Origin of the sequence: Acinetobacter ursingii DSM 16037 = CIP 107286, from assembly GCF_000368825.1 — a bacterium.
Lineage (GTDB): Bacteria > Pseudomonadota > Gammaproteobacteria > Pseudomonadales > Moraxellaceae > Acinetobacter > Acinetobacter ursingii.
On the sequence record NZ_KB849716.1, the window covers coordinates 62039 to 81685 of the forward strand.

Genomic DNA, 19647 nt, shown 5'->3' on the forward strand with positions numbered 1-19647 from the left:
TATAGACTGATCCATACTCAAGCAGAAGTTAATCAATTTAGAACATTTGTGTATTTTTTCTAATCGAAACCATAGCCGCAATATTTTCTAGAGAAATACAAGAGTTCGATGATCGAACGATAAGTTTAAAATTTGAATTATAAAATATTGCGTAACTCTCTGGCTGTTTCCTGTAATAAAGGCAAAATATGCTGGACTAAGTATTCTTTAGTGGTTCGCATCGTGGGAGAAACAATATTAAGCGCAGCGACAACACGCGACTGTTGTCCATAAATAGGTACAGCTAAGGCATGCACACCCAGCTCATGTTCTTCACAGGAATAACACCAGCCTTGTTCTTTAATTTCACATAAAAGTTTTAAAAAATCCTGATTATTGGTATGCGTATATTTGGTTAGGCGTTGTAGTGGATGTTGTGATAACCATTCCTGTTGTTCATGATCATCTAGATAGGCTAAAAGAATTTTTCCTGCTGAGGTTGCATGTGCAGGCAAGCGATTTCCCAAATGTAGACCATAGGGATTTACCCGATCTGTTTGTTGGTGTGCAGCACTTCTGGCAATGGTAATCGCCTCGTAGCCATCAAGTACCATGACCGAATAGATGAGAGAAGTTTGTGTTGTCAATAAGTTAAGTAAAGGCTGAGAAATTTTTGGAAGATGTGCACCACCAAGATAAGAGCCTGAAAATTTTAATATTTTAGGTGTTAAGTAAAAGTAATGCCCATCGGATTCAAGATAACCGAGATACTCTAAAGTAAGTAAATGGCGTCGTGCAGCTGCCCGAGTCATCCCTGTTTTTTCAGCTGCCATGGTAATATTTAATCGGTGGCGATCCGTACCAAAACTGTCTAAAATCGCCATGCCTTTACCAATTCCAGCAACAAAATCTTCATGACGAATCGTTTTTTTGTTACTTGAATTGTGAAGAATTTTTTCTTCTTTCTCTATTTTTTTATCCATATCTACTGACATTCCTAGCATTTGATACATTCGTCATATTGATTTGCATACTATAACGCTAAAGCCGACCAGATAAATCAGGTTTTGTTCGATAGTCGAACAAATGATTTAATCACCGAACAAAACCTACTAAACTGGTCTGGAACTCAAACAAAAAATTATAAAAAATGATCAGACAAGGGAATCCTACCGAATGACTAAGGAATAGTATTTGAACTTGCATGAAATGTTCTTCCTTAGCCATGTCCTAGTTTTCCACCTTTCTAATTTTGCTTGATGCACAATGGAGTTATCTAAATGATAGATAAAAGTGCAGCGACCCTCGCGGAAGCGCTCTCCCAGATTAAAGACGGTGCCACCATTTTAATTGGCGGCTTTGGTACAGCAGGTCAACCCGCTGAACTGATTGATGGTTTAATCGAACTTGGACTGAAAGACCTCACCATCGTCAGCAACAATGCAGGCAATGGCGACTACGGTCTTGCCAAGCTACTCAAAACTGGCGCAGTCAAAAAAATCATCTGCTCATTCCCACGTCAAGCCGACTCATACGTGTTTGATGAACTGTATCGTGCAGGCAAAATCGAACTGGAAATCGTACCACAGGGCAATCTGGCTTGCCGTATGCAAGCCGCAGGCATGGGACTTGGTCCAATCTACACCCCAACAGGTTTTGGTACATTGTTGGCTGAGGGTAAACCGACCCTTCAATATGACGGCAAAGACTACGTTTTAGAAAATCCAATCAAAGCCGACTTTGCCCTGATTAAAGCGCATAAAGGCGACCGCTGGGGCAATCTGGTCTATCGCAAATCTGCACGAAACTTTGGCCCAATTATGGCGATGGCTGCCGATGTAACCATTGCCCAAGTCAGTGAAGTGGTTGAACTCGGTGAGCTTGATCAAGAAGTAGTCGTGACCCCAGGCATCTTTGTACAACACGTGGTACAGGTACAGCCTGCACCCGCACCTGTTTCAGCATAAGGAGAACGACATGAGTTATCAAAAACTAAGCCGTGACCAGATTGCACAGCGTGTGGCACAAGACATTCCCGAAGGTTCATATGTCAATCTTGGTATTGGATTACCGACCAAAATTGCCAGCTACCTGCCTGCGGACAAAGATGTATTCCTACATTCAGAAAATGGCTTACTGGCATTTGGCCCACCACCCGCAAAAGGTGAAGAAGATCCAGAACTGATCAATGCCGGTAAAGAATACGTGACCATGCTCAAAGGTGGTTGTTTCTTCCATCATGGTGATTCATTCGCGATGATGCGTGGTGGACATCTCGATATTTGTGTATTAGGTGCCTTCCAGATTGCCGCTAATGGCGACCTTGCCAACTGGCATACCGGTGCACCTGATGCAATTCCATCGGTAGGTGGAGCGATGGACTTGGCCGTCGGTGCAAAGAAAGTCTTTGTGACCACGGATCACGTGACTAAAAAAGGCGAACCGAAGATTGTTGCAGAACTGACTTATCCTGCCACAGGGCAAAAATGTGTAGATCGCATCTACACCGATTTATGCATTATTGATGTGACACCAGAAGGTCTGAAAGTGACTGAGAAAGTAGAAGGTTTAAGCTTTGACGAATTACAAAGCTTGACGGGTGCAACGCTGATTGATGCGACACAGGGATAAGGATAACTGAATATGAAAAATGCATACATCGTTGATGCAATCCGTACCCCATTTGGTCGTTACGCAGGTGGTTTAGCACCAGTTCGCACTGATGACTTGGGTGCTGTACCAATTACTGCATTGATGCAACGCAACCCAAGCGTGAACTGGCAACAAGTCGATGACGTGATTTATGGTTGTGCCAATCAGGCAGGCGAAGACAACCGCAACGTGGGACGAATGTCCGCACTGCTTGCAGGTTTACCCGTTGAAGTCCCTGCAACCACAGTGAATCGTTTATGTGGATCATCACTGGATGCGATTGCGATGGCAGCACGTGCGATTAAAGCGGGTGAAGCTAACTTAATCATTGCAGGTGGTGTCGAAAGCATGAGTCGCGCACCGTATGTGATGGGTAAATCAGAAGGTGCATTTGGTCGTAGCCAAAAGATTGAAGACACCACCATGGGCTGGCGGTTCATCAATCCAAAGCTGAAAGCCATGTATGGTGTCGACAGCATGCCACAAACGGCTGAAAACGTGGCAGAGCAGTTTGATATCAACCGTGAAGATCAAGACCAGTTTGCTTATAGCAGTCAACAACGCACGGCAGCAGCACAAGCCAAAGGCTATTTTGCCAAAGAAATCGTGCCTGTCACGATCCCGCAGCGCAAAGGCGATCCGATCATCATCGATACCGATGAGCATCCACGTGCATCGACCACTTTAGAAGCTTTAGCCAAACTTAAAGGCGTGGTTAAAGCAGACGGTACAGTGACTGCGGGCAATGCATCTGGCATTAATGATGGTGCAGCGGCATTACTCATTGCTTCTGATGAAGCGATTGCACAATACCAGCTAAAACCCCGTGCCAAGATCATTGCAGCAACCACAGTGGGTATTGAACCACGGATTATGGGTTTTGCACCTGCGTCTGCGATTAAAAAACTATTGAAGCGAGCTAATTTGACTATTGATCAGATGGATGTGATTGAGCTGAATGAAGCCTTTGCAGCGCAAGCTTTAGCCTGTACCCGTGATTTAGGTCTACAAGACGATGATGTACGAGTGAATCCAAATGGCGGTGCGATTGCATTGGGTCATCCATTGGGTGCATCTGGAGCACGGCTGGTCACGACAGCACTGAATCAACTTGAACAAACAGGCGGTACGTATGCGTTATGTTCAATGTGTATTGGTGTAGGTCAGGGTATTGCCTTGATTATTGAGCGGGTTTAAGGAAAGTCATCATGAGCCAGTTATATGCCAGCTTGTTTTACCAAAAAGAGGTGACTGAAATTTTCAGTGACCGTACTTTAGTGTCATATATGGTTGAAGCTGAAGTAGCACTGGCGCAAGCACAGGCACAGGTTGGGGTGATTCCTCAATCTGCTGCTGATGTGATTGAGCGTACTGCAAAAACAGCATTGGAACACATTGATTTTGATGCTTTGGCAACCGCAACAGGTTTGGCAGGAAATATTGCCATTCCATTTGTAAAACAGTTGACTGCCATCGTCAAACAAGCGGATGAAGATGCTGCGCGATATGTACATTGGGGTGCAACCAGTCAGGATATTTTAGATACAGCCTGTATTTTGCAATGTCGTGCTGCTTTAGCCATTGTACAAAATCAAGTTCAGCAGTGTTATGACACTGCTTTGTCTCAAGCACAATCTTATCGTTATCAAGTGATGATGGGTCGCACATGGTTGCAACAGGCTTTACCGATTACTTTAGGTCATAAATTGGCACGTTGGGCTTCTGCTTTTAAACGTGATCTGGATCGTATAGATGCCATGAAAGCACGTGTTTTAACCGCGCAACTGGGTGGTGCTGTAGGTTCATTGGCTTCATTGCAGAATCAAGGCTCAATGGTTGTCGATGCTTTTGCACATCAATTACAGCTAAATGCAGCCGCTTGTACTTGGCATGGTGAACGCGATCGTATCGTTGAAATCGCAAGTGTACTTGGCATGATTACGGGCAGCGTAGGCAAAATGGCGCGTGACTGGTCACTCATGATGCAGACTGAAATTGCAGAAGTTTTTGAGCCTACTGCGACAGGTCGCGGTGGTTCATCAACTATGCCACATAAGCGTAATCCAGTCGCAGCGGCATCTGTATTGGCAGCAGCAAATCGTGTGCCAGCACTGATGTCGAGCATTTATCAAAGTATGGTGCAAGAGCATGAGCGCGGCTTAGGTAGTTGGCATGCAGAATGGTTGTGTTTACCTGAAATTTTTCAACTCACCGCAGGTGCATTAGAGCGCACTTTGGATGTGTTACAAGGCATGGAAGTCAATACGGATAACATGCAACGTAATATCGAGTGTACCCATGGGCTGGTTATGGCAGAAGCGGTGATGATGGCATTGGCACCGCATATGGGGCGTCTTAATGCGCATCATGTGGTGGAAGCTGCATGCAAAAAAGCAGTTGCAGAACAGACACATTTAAAAGATGTAATTTCAAACATTGAAGACGTGAAGCAATATTTTAATGCCTCACAACTTGATGAAATTTTTAAACCTGAGTCATATCTGGGCAATATTCAAGACCAGATCGACGCAGTATTGCAGGAAGCAAAAGGAGTGGCAAAGTGAGCGAACACGACAGCATCATGATGACCAATCGTCAAGGCAAAACATTATCTGTCCAGATCAATGGGCCTGAAAATGCACCTGCAATCGTATTTTCAAACTCATTGGGTACAGATCATGGGATGTGGCAACCGCAAGTTGCTGCATTAAAAAGCCAGTATCGAGTTGTAACTTATGACACCCGTGGTCATGGTCAAAGTGATGTCATTGAAAATACAACACTACAAAATCTGGGTGAAGATGTCATCGATATTTTGGATGCACTCAACATTGAAAAAGCACATTTTTGCGGTATTTCAATGGGCGGTATGACTGCACTCTGGTTGGGTATTCATCAATCTCAACGCTTTAATAGCATTACTGTGGCGAATTCTGCTGCCAAAATTTGGACAGTCGAGGGTTGGAATGCACGTGCAGATACAGTTGAAGTAAACGGCTTGGCTGATTTGGTCGCATCCACACATACGCGTTGGTTTAGCGATAAGTTCGATTATCAAAATAATGATTTGGCACAACAAACCATTCAGAGTCTGGCCAATACACCAGCTCAAGGTTATGCCAATGCCTGTCGTGCTTTGGCAAAGGCGGATGTACGTGAACAACTTGCATCGATTGCGATTCCAACTTTGATTATTGCAGGAACTGCTGACCCTGTAACTACAGTTGCAGATGGTAAATTTATGCAACAGCACATCAAAGAAAGTCAGCTTTATATCATTGAAGCTTCTCATCTTTCCAATATTGAACAACCTGAAGCCTTTACTCAAGTCTTCAGTCAATTTATTGAGTCTATTCAGTAGTTTAGATATTTAAAAGGACTTTAGGCCTTAGGAGGCAAATATGGCGTCTCAGGATTACGCTACTTCAAAAACGAGTTTAGATGCACAGGCACTGATCAATGATGCTCCTTTAAGTAAGTATCAGTGGTTGATCGCCATTGTTTGTTTTCTCATTGTTTTTGTTGATGGTATTGATACTGCTGCAATGGGTTTTATTGCACCTGCATTGGCTCAGGATTGGGGTGTTGATCGTTCTCAACTTGGCCCTGTGATGAGTGCTGCATTGGGCGGGATGATTATCGGTGCGCTGGTTTCTGGCCCAACCGCTGACCGTTTTGGTCGAAAAATCGTTTTGTCTGTTTCCATGCTGATTTTTGGTGGTTTTACGCTGGCTTGTGCTTATTCAACCAATCTGGATAGTTTGGTGATTTTCCGCTTTTTGACGGGTATTGGTCTTGGTGCAGCCATGCCAAATGCCACCACATTATTTTCTGAGTATTGCCCAGCGCGCGTGCGTTCACTTTTAGTGACCTGCATGTTTTGTGGTTATAACTTGGGCATGGCAATGGGTGGTTTCATTAGTAGCTGGCTGATTCCAGCCCATGGTTGGCATAGCCTATTTTTATTAGGTGGCTGGGCGCCTCTAATCTTAATGCTTCTGGTGATTTTCTGTCTGCCTGAATCTTATCGCTTCTTAATTGTAAAAGGCGGCAATAACGAAAAAGTACGTCAGATTTTGACACGTATTGCGCCACAGCAAGTACAAGGCGTCACTGAATTTCATGTGCCTGAAGAAAAAGCCAATGTAGGTGATAAAAAAGGCGTGTTCGGCATGCTGTTTTCACCAAAATATGTCAAAGGTACTGTTTTACTTTGGCTGACTTACTTCATGGGTTTGGTTGTTATTTACCTGTTGACCAGTTGGTTGCCAACACTTATGCGTGAAACGGGCGCATCGCTTGAACGCGCAGCATTTATCGGTGGTTTATTCCAGTTTGGTGGTGTGCTCAGTGCTTTGTTTATTGGTTGGGCAATGGATCGTTTCAATCCAAACCGTATCATCGCTGGCTTTTATTTAGCTGCTGGTATTTTTGCCCTAATTGTCGGTCAAAGTTTATCTAATCCGACTTTACTTGCTGTCTTTGTTCTGTGTGCAGGTATTGCGGTCAATGGTGCGCAATCTTCTATGCCTGTACTGAGTGCGCGTTTTTATCCAACCCAATGTCGTGCGACAGGTGTCGCTTGGATGTCAGGTATTGGTCGTTTTGGCGCGGTTTTTGGTGCATGGATTGGTGCGGTTTTGTTAGGTAATAACTGGTCATTTACCATGATCCTAAGCATGTTGTTTATTCCTGCTGCCGCTGCCGCTGTCGCAATCTTTGTTAAATCTGTTGTTGCACATACGGATGCAACTTGATCTGAGGTTTCTCTAATGAATGATGAACAACGTTATAAACAAGGACTTGAAGTCCGCACTGAAGTTCTAGGTGAAAAGCACGTCAACCGTTCACTTGAGAACCTGAATGACTTCAACTCAGATTTTCAAAATTTTATTAGTCGTTATGCATGGGGCGAGGTCTGGTCTCGTCCAGGTCTACCACGTCATACACGCAGTCTGGTTACGATGGGTATTTTGCTTGCGTTAGGACGTGAAGCAGAGCTGCGTATGCATATTCGTGCTTGTTTCAACAACGGCGTAACTAAAGATGAACTTAAGGAATTATTCCTTCATTCATCACTTTACGCAGGCTTACCCGCAGCAAATGCCGCCATGCATATGGCAGAAGAAGTTTTTGTAGAGCTAGGGATTGGCTCAGACCAAGACGGTCAACAGTAACGGTTCAAGGATTTTACTTTTTAAAGGAGAGATATGATGTCTCAAATTATTTGGGGAGCTTACGCTCAGCGTAATACAGATGACCATCCGCCAGCATATACACCCGGCTATAAAACCAGTGTATTACGCTCGCCTAAGAATGCGCTCATTTCAATTGCGGAAACATTGACAGAAGTCACTGCACCTCATTTTAGTGCTGACAAATTTGGCCCTAAAGACAACGATTTGATTTTGAACTATGCCAAAGATGGTTTGCCAATTGGTGAACGCGTTATTGTTCATGGTTATGTACGTGACCAGTTTGGTCGTCCAGTAAAAAATGCACTTGTAGAAGTCTGGCAAGCCAATGCTTCTGGTCGTTATCGTCACCCAAATGATCAATACATTGGTGCGATGGACCCTAACTTTGGTGGCTGTGGTCGTATGTTGACTGACAGTAATGGTTACTACGTATTCCGTACGATTAAACCAGGTCCATATCCGTGGCGTAACCGTATCAATGAATGGCGTCCTGCGCATATTCACTTCTCATTAATTGCAGATGGTTGGGCGCAGCGCCTAATTTCGCAGTTCTATTTTGAAGGTGATACGTTAATTGATTCTTGTCCAATCCTGAAAACCATTCCTTCAGAACAACAACGTCGTGCATTAATCGCTTTGGAAGACAAGAGCAATTTTATCGAAGCTGATAGCCGTTGTTACCGCTTTGACATCACGCTACGTGGTCGTCGTGCGACTTACTTCGAAAATGACTTAACTTAATGGATGGAGTAAATAACATGAATGGTTGGAATTTTCAGGAACTCAAAGAAACCCCATCTCAAACAGGTGGTCCATACGTACATATTGGTCTTTTACCTAAACAAGCCAATATCGAAGTGTTTGAACACAATCTGGATAACAATCTTGTGCAGGAAAATACACAAGGTGAATGTATCCGTTTGGAAGGTCAGGTATTTGATGGTCTAGGTTTACCGCTACGCGATGTTTTAATTGAAATCTGGCAAGCAGATGCGAAGGGCGTATATCCAAGTCAGGCTGATTCTCAAGACAAACAAGCCGATCCAAACTTTTTGGGTTGGGGGCGCACAGGTGCTGATTTTAATACAGGCTTTTGGAGTTTCAATACCATTAAGCCGGGTGCTGTTCCGGGTCGTAAAGGCTCCACTCAGGCACCGCATATTGCACTGATTATTTTTGCACGTGGCATCAACATCGGTCTAAACACGCGTGTTTATTTTGATGATGAAGCAGAAGCCAATGCCAAAGATCCAGTATTGAATAGCATTGAATGGGCGACTCGTCGTCAAACGCTGATTGCTAAACGTGAAGAGCGTGATGGTGAAATCGTATACCGTTTTGACATCCGAATTCAGGGTGAAGATGAAACTGTCTTTTTTGATATTTAATGATGGAATCAACTGTACGTTTTTGGCGTACAGTTCTCTTGGTTTACAAGGAAACGTAAATGTTCAATACCAATAAACTCGTTAAACAACTTTGCATCAGTGGTGCATTATTCATGTCTATGCCTTTTGCATCAGTTCATGCTGTAGAAGCAACGACAGCGCCTGCACATGCATCCTATATTGTAAAAAATCTTAATATTGGTGAATTACCTGTTAAAACCATTGTGCCGATTACGGCAAAAACCAAAGAACAGGCAATCGCACAAGCTAAAGTAATTGCAGCCAACAAAGATGCAGATATTGCAGAATTTCGTATTGACTTGCTTGAATTTGCAAGCGATAGCAAACAAGTGATTGCCTTAGGTCAAGAACTGAACCAGATTTTAAAAGACAAGCCTTTACTTACCACCATCCGTACTGCGAATGAAGGCGGAAAGTTGCAAGTAACGGATCAAGACTATGAAAAGATCTATAGTGAATATCTGAAAAAACCGTTTATGCAATTGCTGGACATTGAGATGTTCCGTGATCCAGCAGCGGTTGCCAAATTGACCAAGCTTGCACACCAGAAAAAAGTACTGGTTGTGATGTCAAACCACGACTTTGACAAAACACCAAGTGAGCAGGAAATTGTCAGCCGATTGCTGAAACAGGATCAAATGGGTGCTGATATTTTAAAAATTGCGGTAATGCCAAAATCCAAGCAAAACGTATTTACCTTGATGAATGCCACCTTGAAAGTCAGTGAGCAAAGTAAAAAGCCGCTTTTAACCATGTCGATGGGGCGTTTAGGCACGATTTCCCGTATTGCAACTGCCAATATGGGCGGAAGTTTAAGCTTCGGCATGATTGGAGAGGCTTCAGCACCGGGACAAATTGATGTCACTCAACTCAAACAATTCCTTAAAACGGTTCAACCTACACCTTAACAAGACAGGGAACATGTCATGAAATTAACTTCTTTACGCCTATCTTTATTGGCGCTGGGCTTGGTAACTTCTGGTTTTGCAGCGGCAGAAACTTATGTCGTTGATCGTTATCAGGATGACAATGAAAAAGGTTCTTTGCGCTGGGCGATTGAACAATCCAACGCTAACGCAGCTCAGGAAAATCAAATCCTGATTCAAGCGGTGGGTAAAGCCCCTTATGTGATTAAAGTTAACCAACCATTACCACCGATCAAGTCCTCTGTAAAAATTATAGGGACAGAGTGGGATAAAACGGGTGAGTTTATCGCCATTGATGGTTCAAACTACATTAAAGGTGAAGGTGCTAAAGCTTGTCCTGGGGCAAATCCTGAACAGTATGGTACCAATGTTCGTACAATGACTTTACCCGGTCTGGTTCTACAAGACGTGAATGGGGTAACTCTTAAAGGTCTGGATGTTCACCGCTTCTGTATTGGTGTTTTAGTGAATCGTTCAAGTAACAACCTGATTCAGCATAACCGCATCAGTAATAACTATGGTGGAGCGGGTGTCATGATCACAGGTGATGATGGAAAGGGCAATCCGACTTCAACCACGACCAACAATAATAAAGTGCTAGACAATCAATTTATCGACAATGGCGATGGATTAGAGCTCACACGTGGCGCAGCATTTAACCTGATTGCCAATAACCTATTTACTTCCACCAAAGCCAATCCTGAGCCATCACAAGGGATTGAAATCCTTTGGGGTAACGACAATGCCGTTGTAGGAAATAAATTTGAAAACTATTCCGATGGTTTGCAAATTAACTGGGGCAAGCGTAACTACATTGCGTATAACGAATTGACCAATAACTCATTAGGATTCAATCTGACAGGTGATGGCAATATCTTTGACAGCAATAAAGTACATGGCAATCGTATCGGTATCGCGATCCGTTCTGAAAAAGATGCCAATGCACGTACGACTTTGACCAAAAACCAGATTTGGGATAACGGCAAAGACATTAAACGTTGTGAAGCAGGGGGTTCCTGTGTTCCGAATCAGCGTCTTGGTGCGATCGTTTTTGGCGTTCCTGCACTTGAACACGAAGGCTTTGTTGGTTCGCGTGGTGGCGGTGTGGTGATTGAGCCCGCAAAACTACAAAAAACCTGTACGCAGCCGAATCAACAAAACTGTAATGCTATTCCAAATCAGGGCATTCAGGCACCTAAACTTACGCTCAATAAAAAACAGTTGAGCATTGAAGTTAAAGGAACACCAAACCAGCGTTATCACGTTGAATTTTTTGGAAATCGCAATGCTTCTTCATCTGAGGCTGAGCAATATCTGGGTTCAATGGTGGTAATGACAAATGCACAAGGTGTTGCAAAAGCTAACTGGACACCAAAAACGGTAATGCCTTCTATTACAGCCAATGTCACGGATCATTTGGGTGCAACATCTGAATTAAGTCCTGCGGTTCAGCTCAAATAACAAAATTAAGGATAAAGCGGTGTCTTCGCTTTGAAGACACCCAGATTAGAAAGGAAAGGATATGCATCATTTTTTTAAATTGGGTTTGATTTCAACAGCAGTATTAAGCAGTCAGATTGCACTGGCGAATGAGTTTTGGTCGCAAGATCGCCAATGGTTATTGGGGGATTGGGGCGGTGAACGTCAGCAACTCGAAAACAAAGGTTATAAATTTACAGCGTCGATTATGAGTCAGGCTGCGACCAATCTTGATGGTGGTTACAATGACAGTAATACCCTTGAAAATGCGGGGCAGCTTACTTTAGGTGCAAATTTTGATTTAAATAAAATTGCGGGTTGGGAAGATACGACTGCGGCGATCATGATTACCAAACGTGACGGGAATGCCTTAACACTTGAGCGCATTAAAGATCCACGTTCAAGCGCCTTAGGGAATAGTCAGGAAATTTACGGACGCGGAAAAATCTGGCGCTTAACTCAGGCATGGATCAAAAAAGGTTTTGATGACAATACCGTTCAAGTCAAAATTGGTCGTATGGGCATGTCAGATGATTTCAACAGCTCACAATGCGAATTTCAAAATCTTTTACTTTGTGGTGGGCAGCTTGGAAAATCGATTGGTTCGATCTGGTACAACTGGCCAGTGGGACTTTGGGGCGCAAATGTAAAATACCAATTTGCACCTGAATGGACGTTGGGTCTGGGTGTATATGAGGTCAATCCTGATAATGTCAAAACCCAATCAAATAGCGATGGCTTTAATCTTGATATGAATAATGTCAAAGGTGCAACCATTCCAGTGGAATTAGCATGGAAACCTAAACTTCGTGCATTTAACGGTTTGCCAGGCGAATACAAGATAGGGGCTTTGTACTCAACCGCAGATGCCAATGATGTGGGTACAGCAGGTAAAGAGTATAGTGGCAAGCACAGCTTCTGGATTAATACACAACAGCAGTTAACTCAGCGTGAAAATGATCCAAAACGTGGCTTATTTTTGAGCTTTAATGGTGTCCTCAACGATAAAGCGACAACAACGGTACAAAGTACCCAGCAAATTGCTGTTTGGTACAAAGGTGTTTTCGATAGCCGTCCAAACGATTCGATTGGTTTTGGTTTAGCCAACTATTTGGTGAATGATCGTGCCCGTGATCGTCAAATCGCAACTAACGAAAGTCGTGGCTATTATGAATATGATGCATTTGCAACCAACTATATTCCAATTCAACGTGACGAACTCAATGTTGAACTAAATTATACCTACCAATGGTCGCCAGCCGTAATGCTACGCCCAAATATCCAATATATCCATCAACCTGCGGGTGTCAAAGAGGTCGATGATGCGTGGGTTGCAGGTTTAACTATGCGTTTAAATTTCTAACAATATCGAGATTTTAATAAAAAATATTGATTAAAATATAAGCATGATATTGTTGGATTTAAGCATTATTCGAACAGCTAAAGTGGCAAAAACCACTTTAGCTGAATGTGTTTATACATAACAGTGACGATCTGAGGTTGTTCGCAGATTTTCATTGTTATGATAAGTGGAGAAAGATGTATGTCTGACCCTCAAGCAAAATCTCACATCATATTGAAAATATGGTGTTTCATACTTGGGCTAGCTTTATTAATTACGGGCTTATTCTATATCATCGGCGGTGGCAAACTGATTAGCCTCGGTGGTTCATGGTACTTCCTGATCGCGGGTTTATTCACTACCGCATCAGCATTTTTTATCTTTAAGAAAAAAGCACTGGGCGTTTGGTTATTTGCGCTGGTCTTTATTGGAACTGTGATTTGGGCGTTGATTGATGCGGGATGGGAATTCTGGCCATTACATTCGCGTTTAATGTTCCCAGCAGGTCTATTTGCTGCTTTATTACTGACTTTACCTTCTATTCGTAAATATCAGTATCAAACTTCACTTTCTGTACCTGCCTATATTATTGGTGGTTTGACGGTTTTAGGCATGATCGGTGGTTTATACGGCATGTTTATTCCACATCCAACGGTGAAAGCATCTGGCGAAGAGTTACCACTTGTTCCTGTCGATCCAGCTAAAAAGCAGGTCAATTGGGATCATTATGGTAATGATGCAGGGGGCAGCCGTTTTGCAGCCTTAGATCAGATCAACCGAAATAATGTGTCCAAATTGAAAGAAGTTTGGCGCTTTCGCACCGGTGACTTTACTACGGGTACGGGAAATGGTGCTGAAGATCAATCGACACCGCTTCAGGTGGGCGATAAAGTATTCTTGTGTACACCACATAATAATATTTTTGCACTTGATGCCGATACAGGTAAGCAACTCTGGAAAGCTGAAGTGAATTCCAAAGCAGATGCTTGGGAGCGTTGCCGTGGTGTCGCTTATTTTGATTCGACACAACCATTGCTACAACCGACATTGGCAGGCGCCACGCCTGTTGCAAATGTAACAGCAAATACCGAATGTCCACGTCGTGTATATACCAATACGCCTGATGGTCGTTTAATTGCAGTCAATGCAGATACGGGTGAACGTTGTAAAGACTTCGGTGTTAATGGCACAGTCGATTTGTTACAAGGTTTAGGGGATGGCACGAAAGCCCCTCGTTTTGAAGTCACCTCTGCGCCGACCGTTGCAGGGTCTGTTTTAGTTATTGGTAGCCGGATTGCCGATAACGTTGCCGCAGATATGCCAGGTGGTGTTATTCGTGCATATGATGTCATTACAGGGCAATTACGTTGGGCATTTGATGCACGTAACCCAGATCCAAACTATGTATTAAAATCAGGTGAAACTTATAAACGTAGCTCTGCAAACTCTTGGGCTGCGATGTCGTATGATCCACAAATGAATACGGTGTTCTTGCCAATGGGAAGCTCATCTGTAGACGTTTGGGGGGGCAATCGTACTGCGCCAGATCATAAGTACAACACTTCTGTTTTAGCGCTTGATGCATCAACGGGTAAAGAGAAGTGGGTCTATCAGACAGTTCACAATGATCTTTGGGATTTTGACTTGCCAATGCAGCCAAGTCTGGTTGATTTCCCAATGAAAAATGGTACAACCAAGCCTGCTGTGGTTATTGGGACTAAGTCTGGTCAATTCTATGTACTTGATCGTGTTACCGGTCAACCGCTGACCAAAGTTGAAAATCAGCAAGTTAAAGTAGCGGATATTCCAAGTGAGCAATACAGCAAAGTGCAACCACGTTCAGTTGAAATGCCACAGATTGGTAATCAGACTCTAACTGAATCAGACATGTGGGGTGCTACACCATTTGATCAGTTGATGTGTCGTATTAGCTTTAAATCAATGCGTTACGATGGTCTATATACTGCACCGGGTACTGATATTTCATTGAGCTTTCCAGGTTCACTTGGTGGTATGAACTGGGGTTCAATTGCGTTTGATCCATCGCATCGTTATATGTTTGTCAATGACATGCGTTTAGGTCTGTGGATCCAACTGATCAAACAAACACCTGAAGATGTCAAAATTCAAGCTAGTGGTGGTGAAAAAGTGAATACCGGTATGGGTGCTGTGCCTATGGCGGGTACACCGTATAAAGTCAACAAAAACCGCTTTATGTCGGCTTTGGGTATTCCATGCCAAAAACCGCCATTTGGTACCATGACTGCAATTGACATGAAAACACGTCAAGTAGCGTGGCAAGTACCTTTGGGCACAATTCAGGATACTGGGCCAATGGGGATTAAAATGGGCTTAAAAGCGCCTATTGGTATGCCAACCATTGGTGGTCCAATGGCGACACAGGGTGGACTAGTTTTCTTCGCCGCAACCCAAGATTATTATTTACGTGCTTTTGATTCGTCAAATGGTAAAGAGCTCTGGAAAGCCCGCTTGCCAGTCGGTAGCCAAGGTACACCAATGAGCTATGTTTCACCTAAAACAGGAAAACAATACGTTGTGATTTCTGCGGGTGGTGCGCGTCAGTCTCCTGATCATGGTGACTATGTAGTAGCCTATGCTCTAGATAAATAAGTAAAAATTTATAAAAAAGGGATTCGTCAGAATCCCTTTTTTGATTAAATAATATTTCTTAGTTCATTTGCGGTATTTCTAAGTAAAGGTAATACCTGATCAATCAAATAACTTTCCTGTACCCGATTAGTTTGTGACATACAATTCAGCGCAGCAATCGCTTTGCCTTGAGCATTCAAAACGGGAACAGCAATGGCAATCACCCCCAATTCATGTTCTTCCTTGGATAAACAATAATCTGAAAGTGAAATCTGCTTGAGTGTTTTTAAAAAAACAGATTCATCAATCATCGTATAAGGGGTTAAACGTTTCAAACCATAGCGTCGAATCCATTGAATCTGATCATCAAGAGTTAAAGTCGACAATAAAACCTTACCTGTAGAGGTTGCATGTGCAGGTAAACGATTGCCTAAATGCATCCCATAAGGACTAACACGTAAATTATCTTGCTGCGGTAAATAACTACGCGCGATCGGAACGACTTCATGATCATCCAGCACCACAATAGAAAAGGTGAGGGTAGTTTGTGCGCACAATAAGTTTAAAAATGATTGTGCCACTTTTGGAAGATGCGCAGAACTTAAATAAGAACTAGAAAAACGCAGTACACGATGAGTGAGCCAAAAATAATGCTCATCGGTTTCCAGATAGCCCAAAAACTTTAAGGTTTTAAGATAACGTCGCGCTGCGGTTCGGCTAATACCTGTGCGTTCTGCAACTTGAGTTACATTTAAGCGTTGACGATCGATTCCAAAAGCTTCAAGTAATGCCAAACCTTTGGCTAAACCTGCAATGTAATCTTCAGTTCTAATTTGTTCATTTGAATGCGGGTGATGAACTAATTCACTTTGTCTTTCCATAACAAAATTCCTAGTTTACAGCTTGGTTTTGTCCGTATAGCGGACAGTTGTCATGGTATACGGATTCTAGTTCATTTGAAATATAGAGCTCAGGCATATAAGCACGTAATTTAATGAAAGGAAATCGCAAGGATGAAGTTATGGAAATCATGAAGACTAATGTGGCTATTATTGGTTCAGGCCCAGCAGGATTATTACTCGGTCAATTACTTTATAAAGCTGGAATTGATCACATCATCATTGAACAACGTAGTGCTGAATATGTTGCATCGCGGATTCGTGCTGGTATTTTGGAACAAGTTTCAGTCGATTTATTGAAACAGGCAGAGGTTGATCAAAATCTAAATCAAAAAGGTTTAGCGCATTCTGGCATAGAAATTTTAACTGATGGAAAAAAGCATCGTGTCGATTTATCAGCATTAACCAATGGTAAACAAGTCACAGTTTACGGTCAAACGGAAGTGACTAAAGACCTGATGCAAGCGCGTGACCAAGCAGGTTTAACATCATTTTATGAATCAAATCATGTACAGATTTTTGATTTTTATGAAAAACCTAAAGTTAGCTTTGAGTCTCAAGGAAAAAGTTATCAAATTGAATGTGATTTTATTGCAGGTTGTGATGGCTATCATGGTGTATGTCGCGCCAGTATTCCACAAGATCAAATAAAGACATTTGAAAAAGTTTATCCATTTGGTTGGTTAGGAATTTTGGCAGACGTACCACCAGTTGCAGATGAATTAATCTATGTACAATCTGAACGTGGATTTGCTTTGTGTAGTATGCGCTCAGAAACTCGAAGTCGCTATTATTTACAAGTTCCATTGACAGATAATGTAGAAAATTGGTCAGATGAACAGTTTTGGGACGAATTAAAAAATCGCCTTGATCCTGAAAGTCGTAAGCATTTGATTACTGGGCCATCAATTGAAAAAAGTATTGCACCATTAAGAAGCTTTGTAACTGAACCAATGCGCTTTGGTCAGTTATTTTTGGCGGGTGACGCTGCCCATATTGTGCCGCCAACTGGTGCCAAAGGTTTAAATTTGGCTGCTTCAGATATCGCATATTTATCCAGCGCACTTATTGAATATTATCAGAAGGGTTCTGACCAAGGCATTCTTGAATATTCTGAAAAATGTCTGAAACGTGTATGGAAAGCAGAGCGTTTTTCATGGTGGATGACACATTTGTTGCATCGCTTTGAAAATGAAAGTGAATTTGACCATAAAATAAAACAGGCAGAACTCAGCTATATTTTAAGTTCAATTGCTGGGCAAACAACACTGGCTGAAAATTATGTGGGTTTGCCATATGAAATTAAAGCTTTTGGTGATTTTAAACAAGCAAGCTAAATCAATATGATATGGGAAAGTATTCAACATACTTTCTCATTAATTGATCTTATGGGTATAGAGGAAATAAATTAAGCTGCTAATGGTCGTGAATTATAAAAATAAAACTATTTAAAAAACAAATACTTATAGCATATAACTTCGTATAATATAGATTATGTTAAATAGAATATCCTAGACTGTGGCCTACGCAATACTGTTTGTAGCTACAGCTCAGTAATTTTGAATCTCTTAAATAAACTTTTCTTTGTCTATTTTCAATATATAGCGCGTACTACGACCACCACCTTCGAGTTTATACAATACATCATTTTCTAAAAGCTCAACTAGATGGCGTGTTGCTGTCGCTTTACTTACACCAGTCACTTTTTGATACTGAGAAGCACTGATCCCATGAGGAAAATCAATCTCTTCGCCATGAAGTAAACGATTTAAAACTTTATTCTGGGCTTCATTGAATTCAATATGCGAATAAGAACTCCAAAATTTAGCTTTGGCAATCGTTCTATCCAGTCTCAATAAAGACCTGTCGATACTTCTCTCTAACGTATCTAAAAACCAGATTAACCACTCATTAATCGTATAGGTATTATTCTGACACTTCTCAAGAATTTCATAATAGCTACTACGATTTTCATGGATTGCCACTGACATCGCATACAAACGAATACTCTGGTGATCCATTTGCGCTAATGCTAAATCTGTGATGACACGAGTGATACGACCATTACCATCTTCAAATGGATGTAATGTTATAAACCAAAAATGAGCAAGAGCAGCTCGTAACAACGGATCAAGCATGACATCATCTTTAGAATGATTAAACCATTCTAAGAATTCATGCATCAGTCCTAGTAAATGTTCTCCACCTTCTGGTGCTTCAAAATAAAGCTTGGTTGATGTGCCATAAATAGAACCACCCACAACCTGCATGGGAGCCGCATTATCTCGAATCTCTCCTACTTTGATTTTCTGGGCGGCATAATCAAAGCGTTCTATATTTTGAAAAAGCCATTTATGCCATTGCAACAGGCGCTCCATAGTTAATGGCGCATTATGATTATTTACGGCATCCATCATGATATTGGCTAATCCTTCAGTTTTATCCTGAAGTGGCGCAGGATTTTCTTCTGTTACACCTAAACGACGAGCTAAAGAGGATTTGAGTGAGCGAACATTTAACTTTTCATCCTCAATTAAAGAAGATGCTACGAGGTTGGTTAGCAGCATATCTAAGGGTAATGCTTCAGCATCTGGTGATGCTTTGCTCTCGCCAACCAACTGACCTATCTTCTTATGGATTAAGCGCAATTTGACCGTGACGAGTGTGTCATCCCATTTAAATTTAGTCCAATCGGCTTTTTGCCAGACCCTTTTTTTCATTAAAATCCCCTATTCCATGAGCTGATTATAGCTTTTATTCGGCTCAAAATGTGAGCTATTTATTCAAATTATTCGGCTCATTCTGATGAAACATAGATTATGAAAATCCGCCATAAGCTAAATATGTTTTAAATTGGCTCATATATTGATTTAAATAGAATGATTATTCGGCTCATAAAACAAGCTGATAATGACTAGTATTTGGCTCACCTTGTAATTTAGATTTTTATGTTAAGGTCTAATCATCTTTACAAAATTTTTGCCGCAAGTATGGAAATGTAATTTTCAGAGCTCAATGTTATATAATAAAGCGCAATACACTCTTTTATTTTATTCTTGGGGCTGTAGTAGATTAGAAGTGTGATAGTCTACTTTTATGAAGATAACTAGATGTAAATTAAGTAAAAAAACTCAAAGAAAACTACTTGAGTTT

At 41.9% G+C, this 19647-nt stretch carries 17 protein-coding genes; 14 read left to right on the forward strand and 3 right to left on the reverse strand.

Translation table 11 applies throughout. The annotated features are described in order from the left end of the window. Positions 1 to 137 precede the first annotated feature (137 nt). On the reverse strand, positions 138 to 950 hold the full coding sequence (gene pcaU, locus F944_RS05005; RefSeq protein ID WP_026039993.1) for an IclR family transcriptional regulator PcaU: 813 nt from the start codon (positions 948 to 950) through the stop codon (positions 138 to 140). 309 nt (positions 951 to 1259) lie between these two features. On the opposite strand from pcaU, the gene F944_RS05010 reads away from it, so the two are divergent. The 13 genes from F944_RS05010 (at position 1260) to F944_RS05070 (ending at position 15616) form a co-directional block, all read left to right on the forward strand. Then, complete coding sequence (locus tag F944_RS05010) at positions 1260 to 1946, forward strand: 3-oxoacid CoA-transferase subunit A (protein WP_004987694.1); 687 nt, start codon at positions 1260 to 1262, stop codon at positions 1944 to 1946. 10 nt (positions 1947 to 1956) lie between these two features. Then, a complete protein-coding gene (gene catJ, locus F944_RS05015) occupies positions 1957 to 2610 on the forward strand; it encodes a 3-oxoadipate CoA-transferase subunit B CatJ (RefSeq protein WP_004987698.1) in 654 nt (217 codons plus the stop codon). A gap of 12 nt (positions 2611 to 2622) precedes the next feature. After that, positions 2623 to 3828: a 3-oxoadipyl-CoA thiolase gene (gene pcaF / locus F944_RS05020; RefSeq protein ID WP_004987700.1), complete on the forward strand. Its 1206-nt coding sequence runs from the start codon at positions 2623 to 2625 to the stop codon at positions 3826 to 3828. Positions 3829 to 3839: 11 nt separating this feature from the next. Continuing rightward, on the forward strand, positions 3840 to 5195 hold the full coding sequence (gene pcaB / locus F944_RS05025) for a 3-carboxy-cis,cis-muconate cycloisomerase (protein WP_004987702.1): 1356 nt from the start codon (positions 3840 to 3842) through the stop codon (positions 5193 to 5195). Further along, positions 5192 to 5992: a 3-oxoadipate enol-lactonase gene (gene pcaD / locus F944_RS05030; protein ID WP_004987705.1), complete on the forward strand. Its 801-nt coding sequence runs from the start codon at positions 5192 to 5194 to the stop codon at positions 5990 to 5992. Before pcaB ends, pcaD begins: the two co-directional genes overlap by 4 nt. A gap of 40 nt (positions 5993 to 6032) precedes the next feature. Then, positions 6033 to 7388: a 4-hydroxybenzoate transporter PcaK gene (locus tag F944_RS05035; protein WP_004987706.1), complete on the forward strand. Its 1356-nt coding sequence runs from the start codon at positions 6033 to 6035 to the stop codon at positions 7386 to 7388. A gap of 15 nt (positions 7389 to 7403) precedes the next feature. After that, positions 7404 to 7808, forward strand: a complete 405-nt coding sequence (gene pcaC, locus F944_RS05040) for a 4-carboxymuconolactone decarboxylase (RefSeq protein WP_004987708.1) — start codon at positions 7404 to 7406, stop codon at positions 7806 to 7808. Between the two features lie 36 nt (positions 7809 to 7844). Beyond that, positions 7845 to 8570, forward strand: a complete 726-nt coding sequence (gene pcaH, locus F944_RS05045; protein WP_004987709.1) for a protocatechuate 3,4-dioxygenase subunit beta — start codon at positions 7845 to 7847, stop codon at positions 8568 to 8570. A gap of 17 nt (positions 8571 to 8587) precedes the next feature. Further along, positions 8588 to 9217: a protocatechuate 3,4-dioxygenase subunit alpha gene (gene pcaG / locus F944_RS05050; RefSeq protein ID WP_004987713.1), complete on the forward strand. Its 630-nt coding sequence runs from the start codon at positions 8588 to 8590 to the stop codon at positions 9215 to 9217. A 59-nt stretch (positions 9218 to 9276) separates the two neighbouring features. After that, positions 9277 to 10146 (forward strand): type I 3-dehydroquinate dehydratase, encoded by an 870-nt coding sequence (gene aroD / locus F944_RS05055; protein WP_004987716.1) that lies wholly within the window; start codon positions 9277 to 9279, stop codon positions 10144 to 10146. Positions 10147 to 10164: 18 nt separating this feature from the next. Further along, positions 10165 to 11625 carry a NosD domain-containing protein gene (locus F944_RS05060; RefSeq protein ID WP_004987719.1) on the forward strand — a complete coding sequence of 487 codons (1461 nt, stop codon included), beginning with the start codon at positions 10165 to 10167 and terminating at the stop codon, positions 11623 to 11625. Between the two features lie 61 nt (positions 11626 to 11686). Next, complete coding sequence (locus tag F944_RS05065) at positions 11687 to 13006, forward strand: carbohydrate porin (RefSeq protein WP_004987721.1); 1320 nt, start codon at positions 11687 to 11689, stop codon at positions 13004 to 13006. Positions 13007 to 13186: 180 nt separating this feature from the next. Beyond that, complete coding sequence (locus tag F944_RS05070) at positions 13187 to 15616, forward strand: glucose/quinate/shikimate family membrane-bound PQQ-dependent dehydrogenase (RefSeq protein ID WP_004987723.1); 2430 nt, start codon at positions 13187 to 13189, stop codon at positions 15614 to 15616. A gap of 44 nt (positions 15617 to 15660) precedes the next feature. Here the strand turns inward: F944_RS05070 and pobR are convergent, their stop codons facing one another. Continuing rightward, positions 15661 to 16476 (reverse strand): IclR family transcriptional regulator PobR, encoded by an 816-nt coding sequence (gene pobR / locus F944_RS05075; RefSeq protein ID WP_004987725.1) that lies wholly within the window; start codon positions 16474 to 16476, stop codon positions 15661 to 15663. Between the two features lie 140 nt (positions 16477 to 16616). Here pobR and pobA point away from each other — a divergent pair, with 140 nt between their 5' ends. After that, complete coding sequence (gene pobA, locus F944_RS05080; protein WP_004987727.1) at positions 16617 to 17831, forward strand: 4-hydroxybenzoate 3-monooxygenase; 1215 nt, start codon at positions 16617 to 16619, stop codon at positions 17829 to 17831. A gap of 231 nt (positions 17832 to 18062) precedes the next feature. Here the strand turns inward: pobA and F944_RS05085 are convergent, their stop codons facing one another. Further along, on the reverse strand, positions 18063 to 19214 hold the full coding sequence (locus F944_RS05085) for a Fic family protein (protein ID WP_004987728.1): 1152 nt from the start codon (positions 19212 to 19214) through the stop codon (positions 18063 to 18065). Between the last annotated feature and the right edge of the window lie 433 nt (positions 19215 to 19647).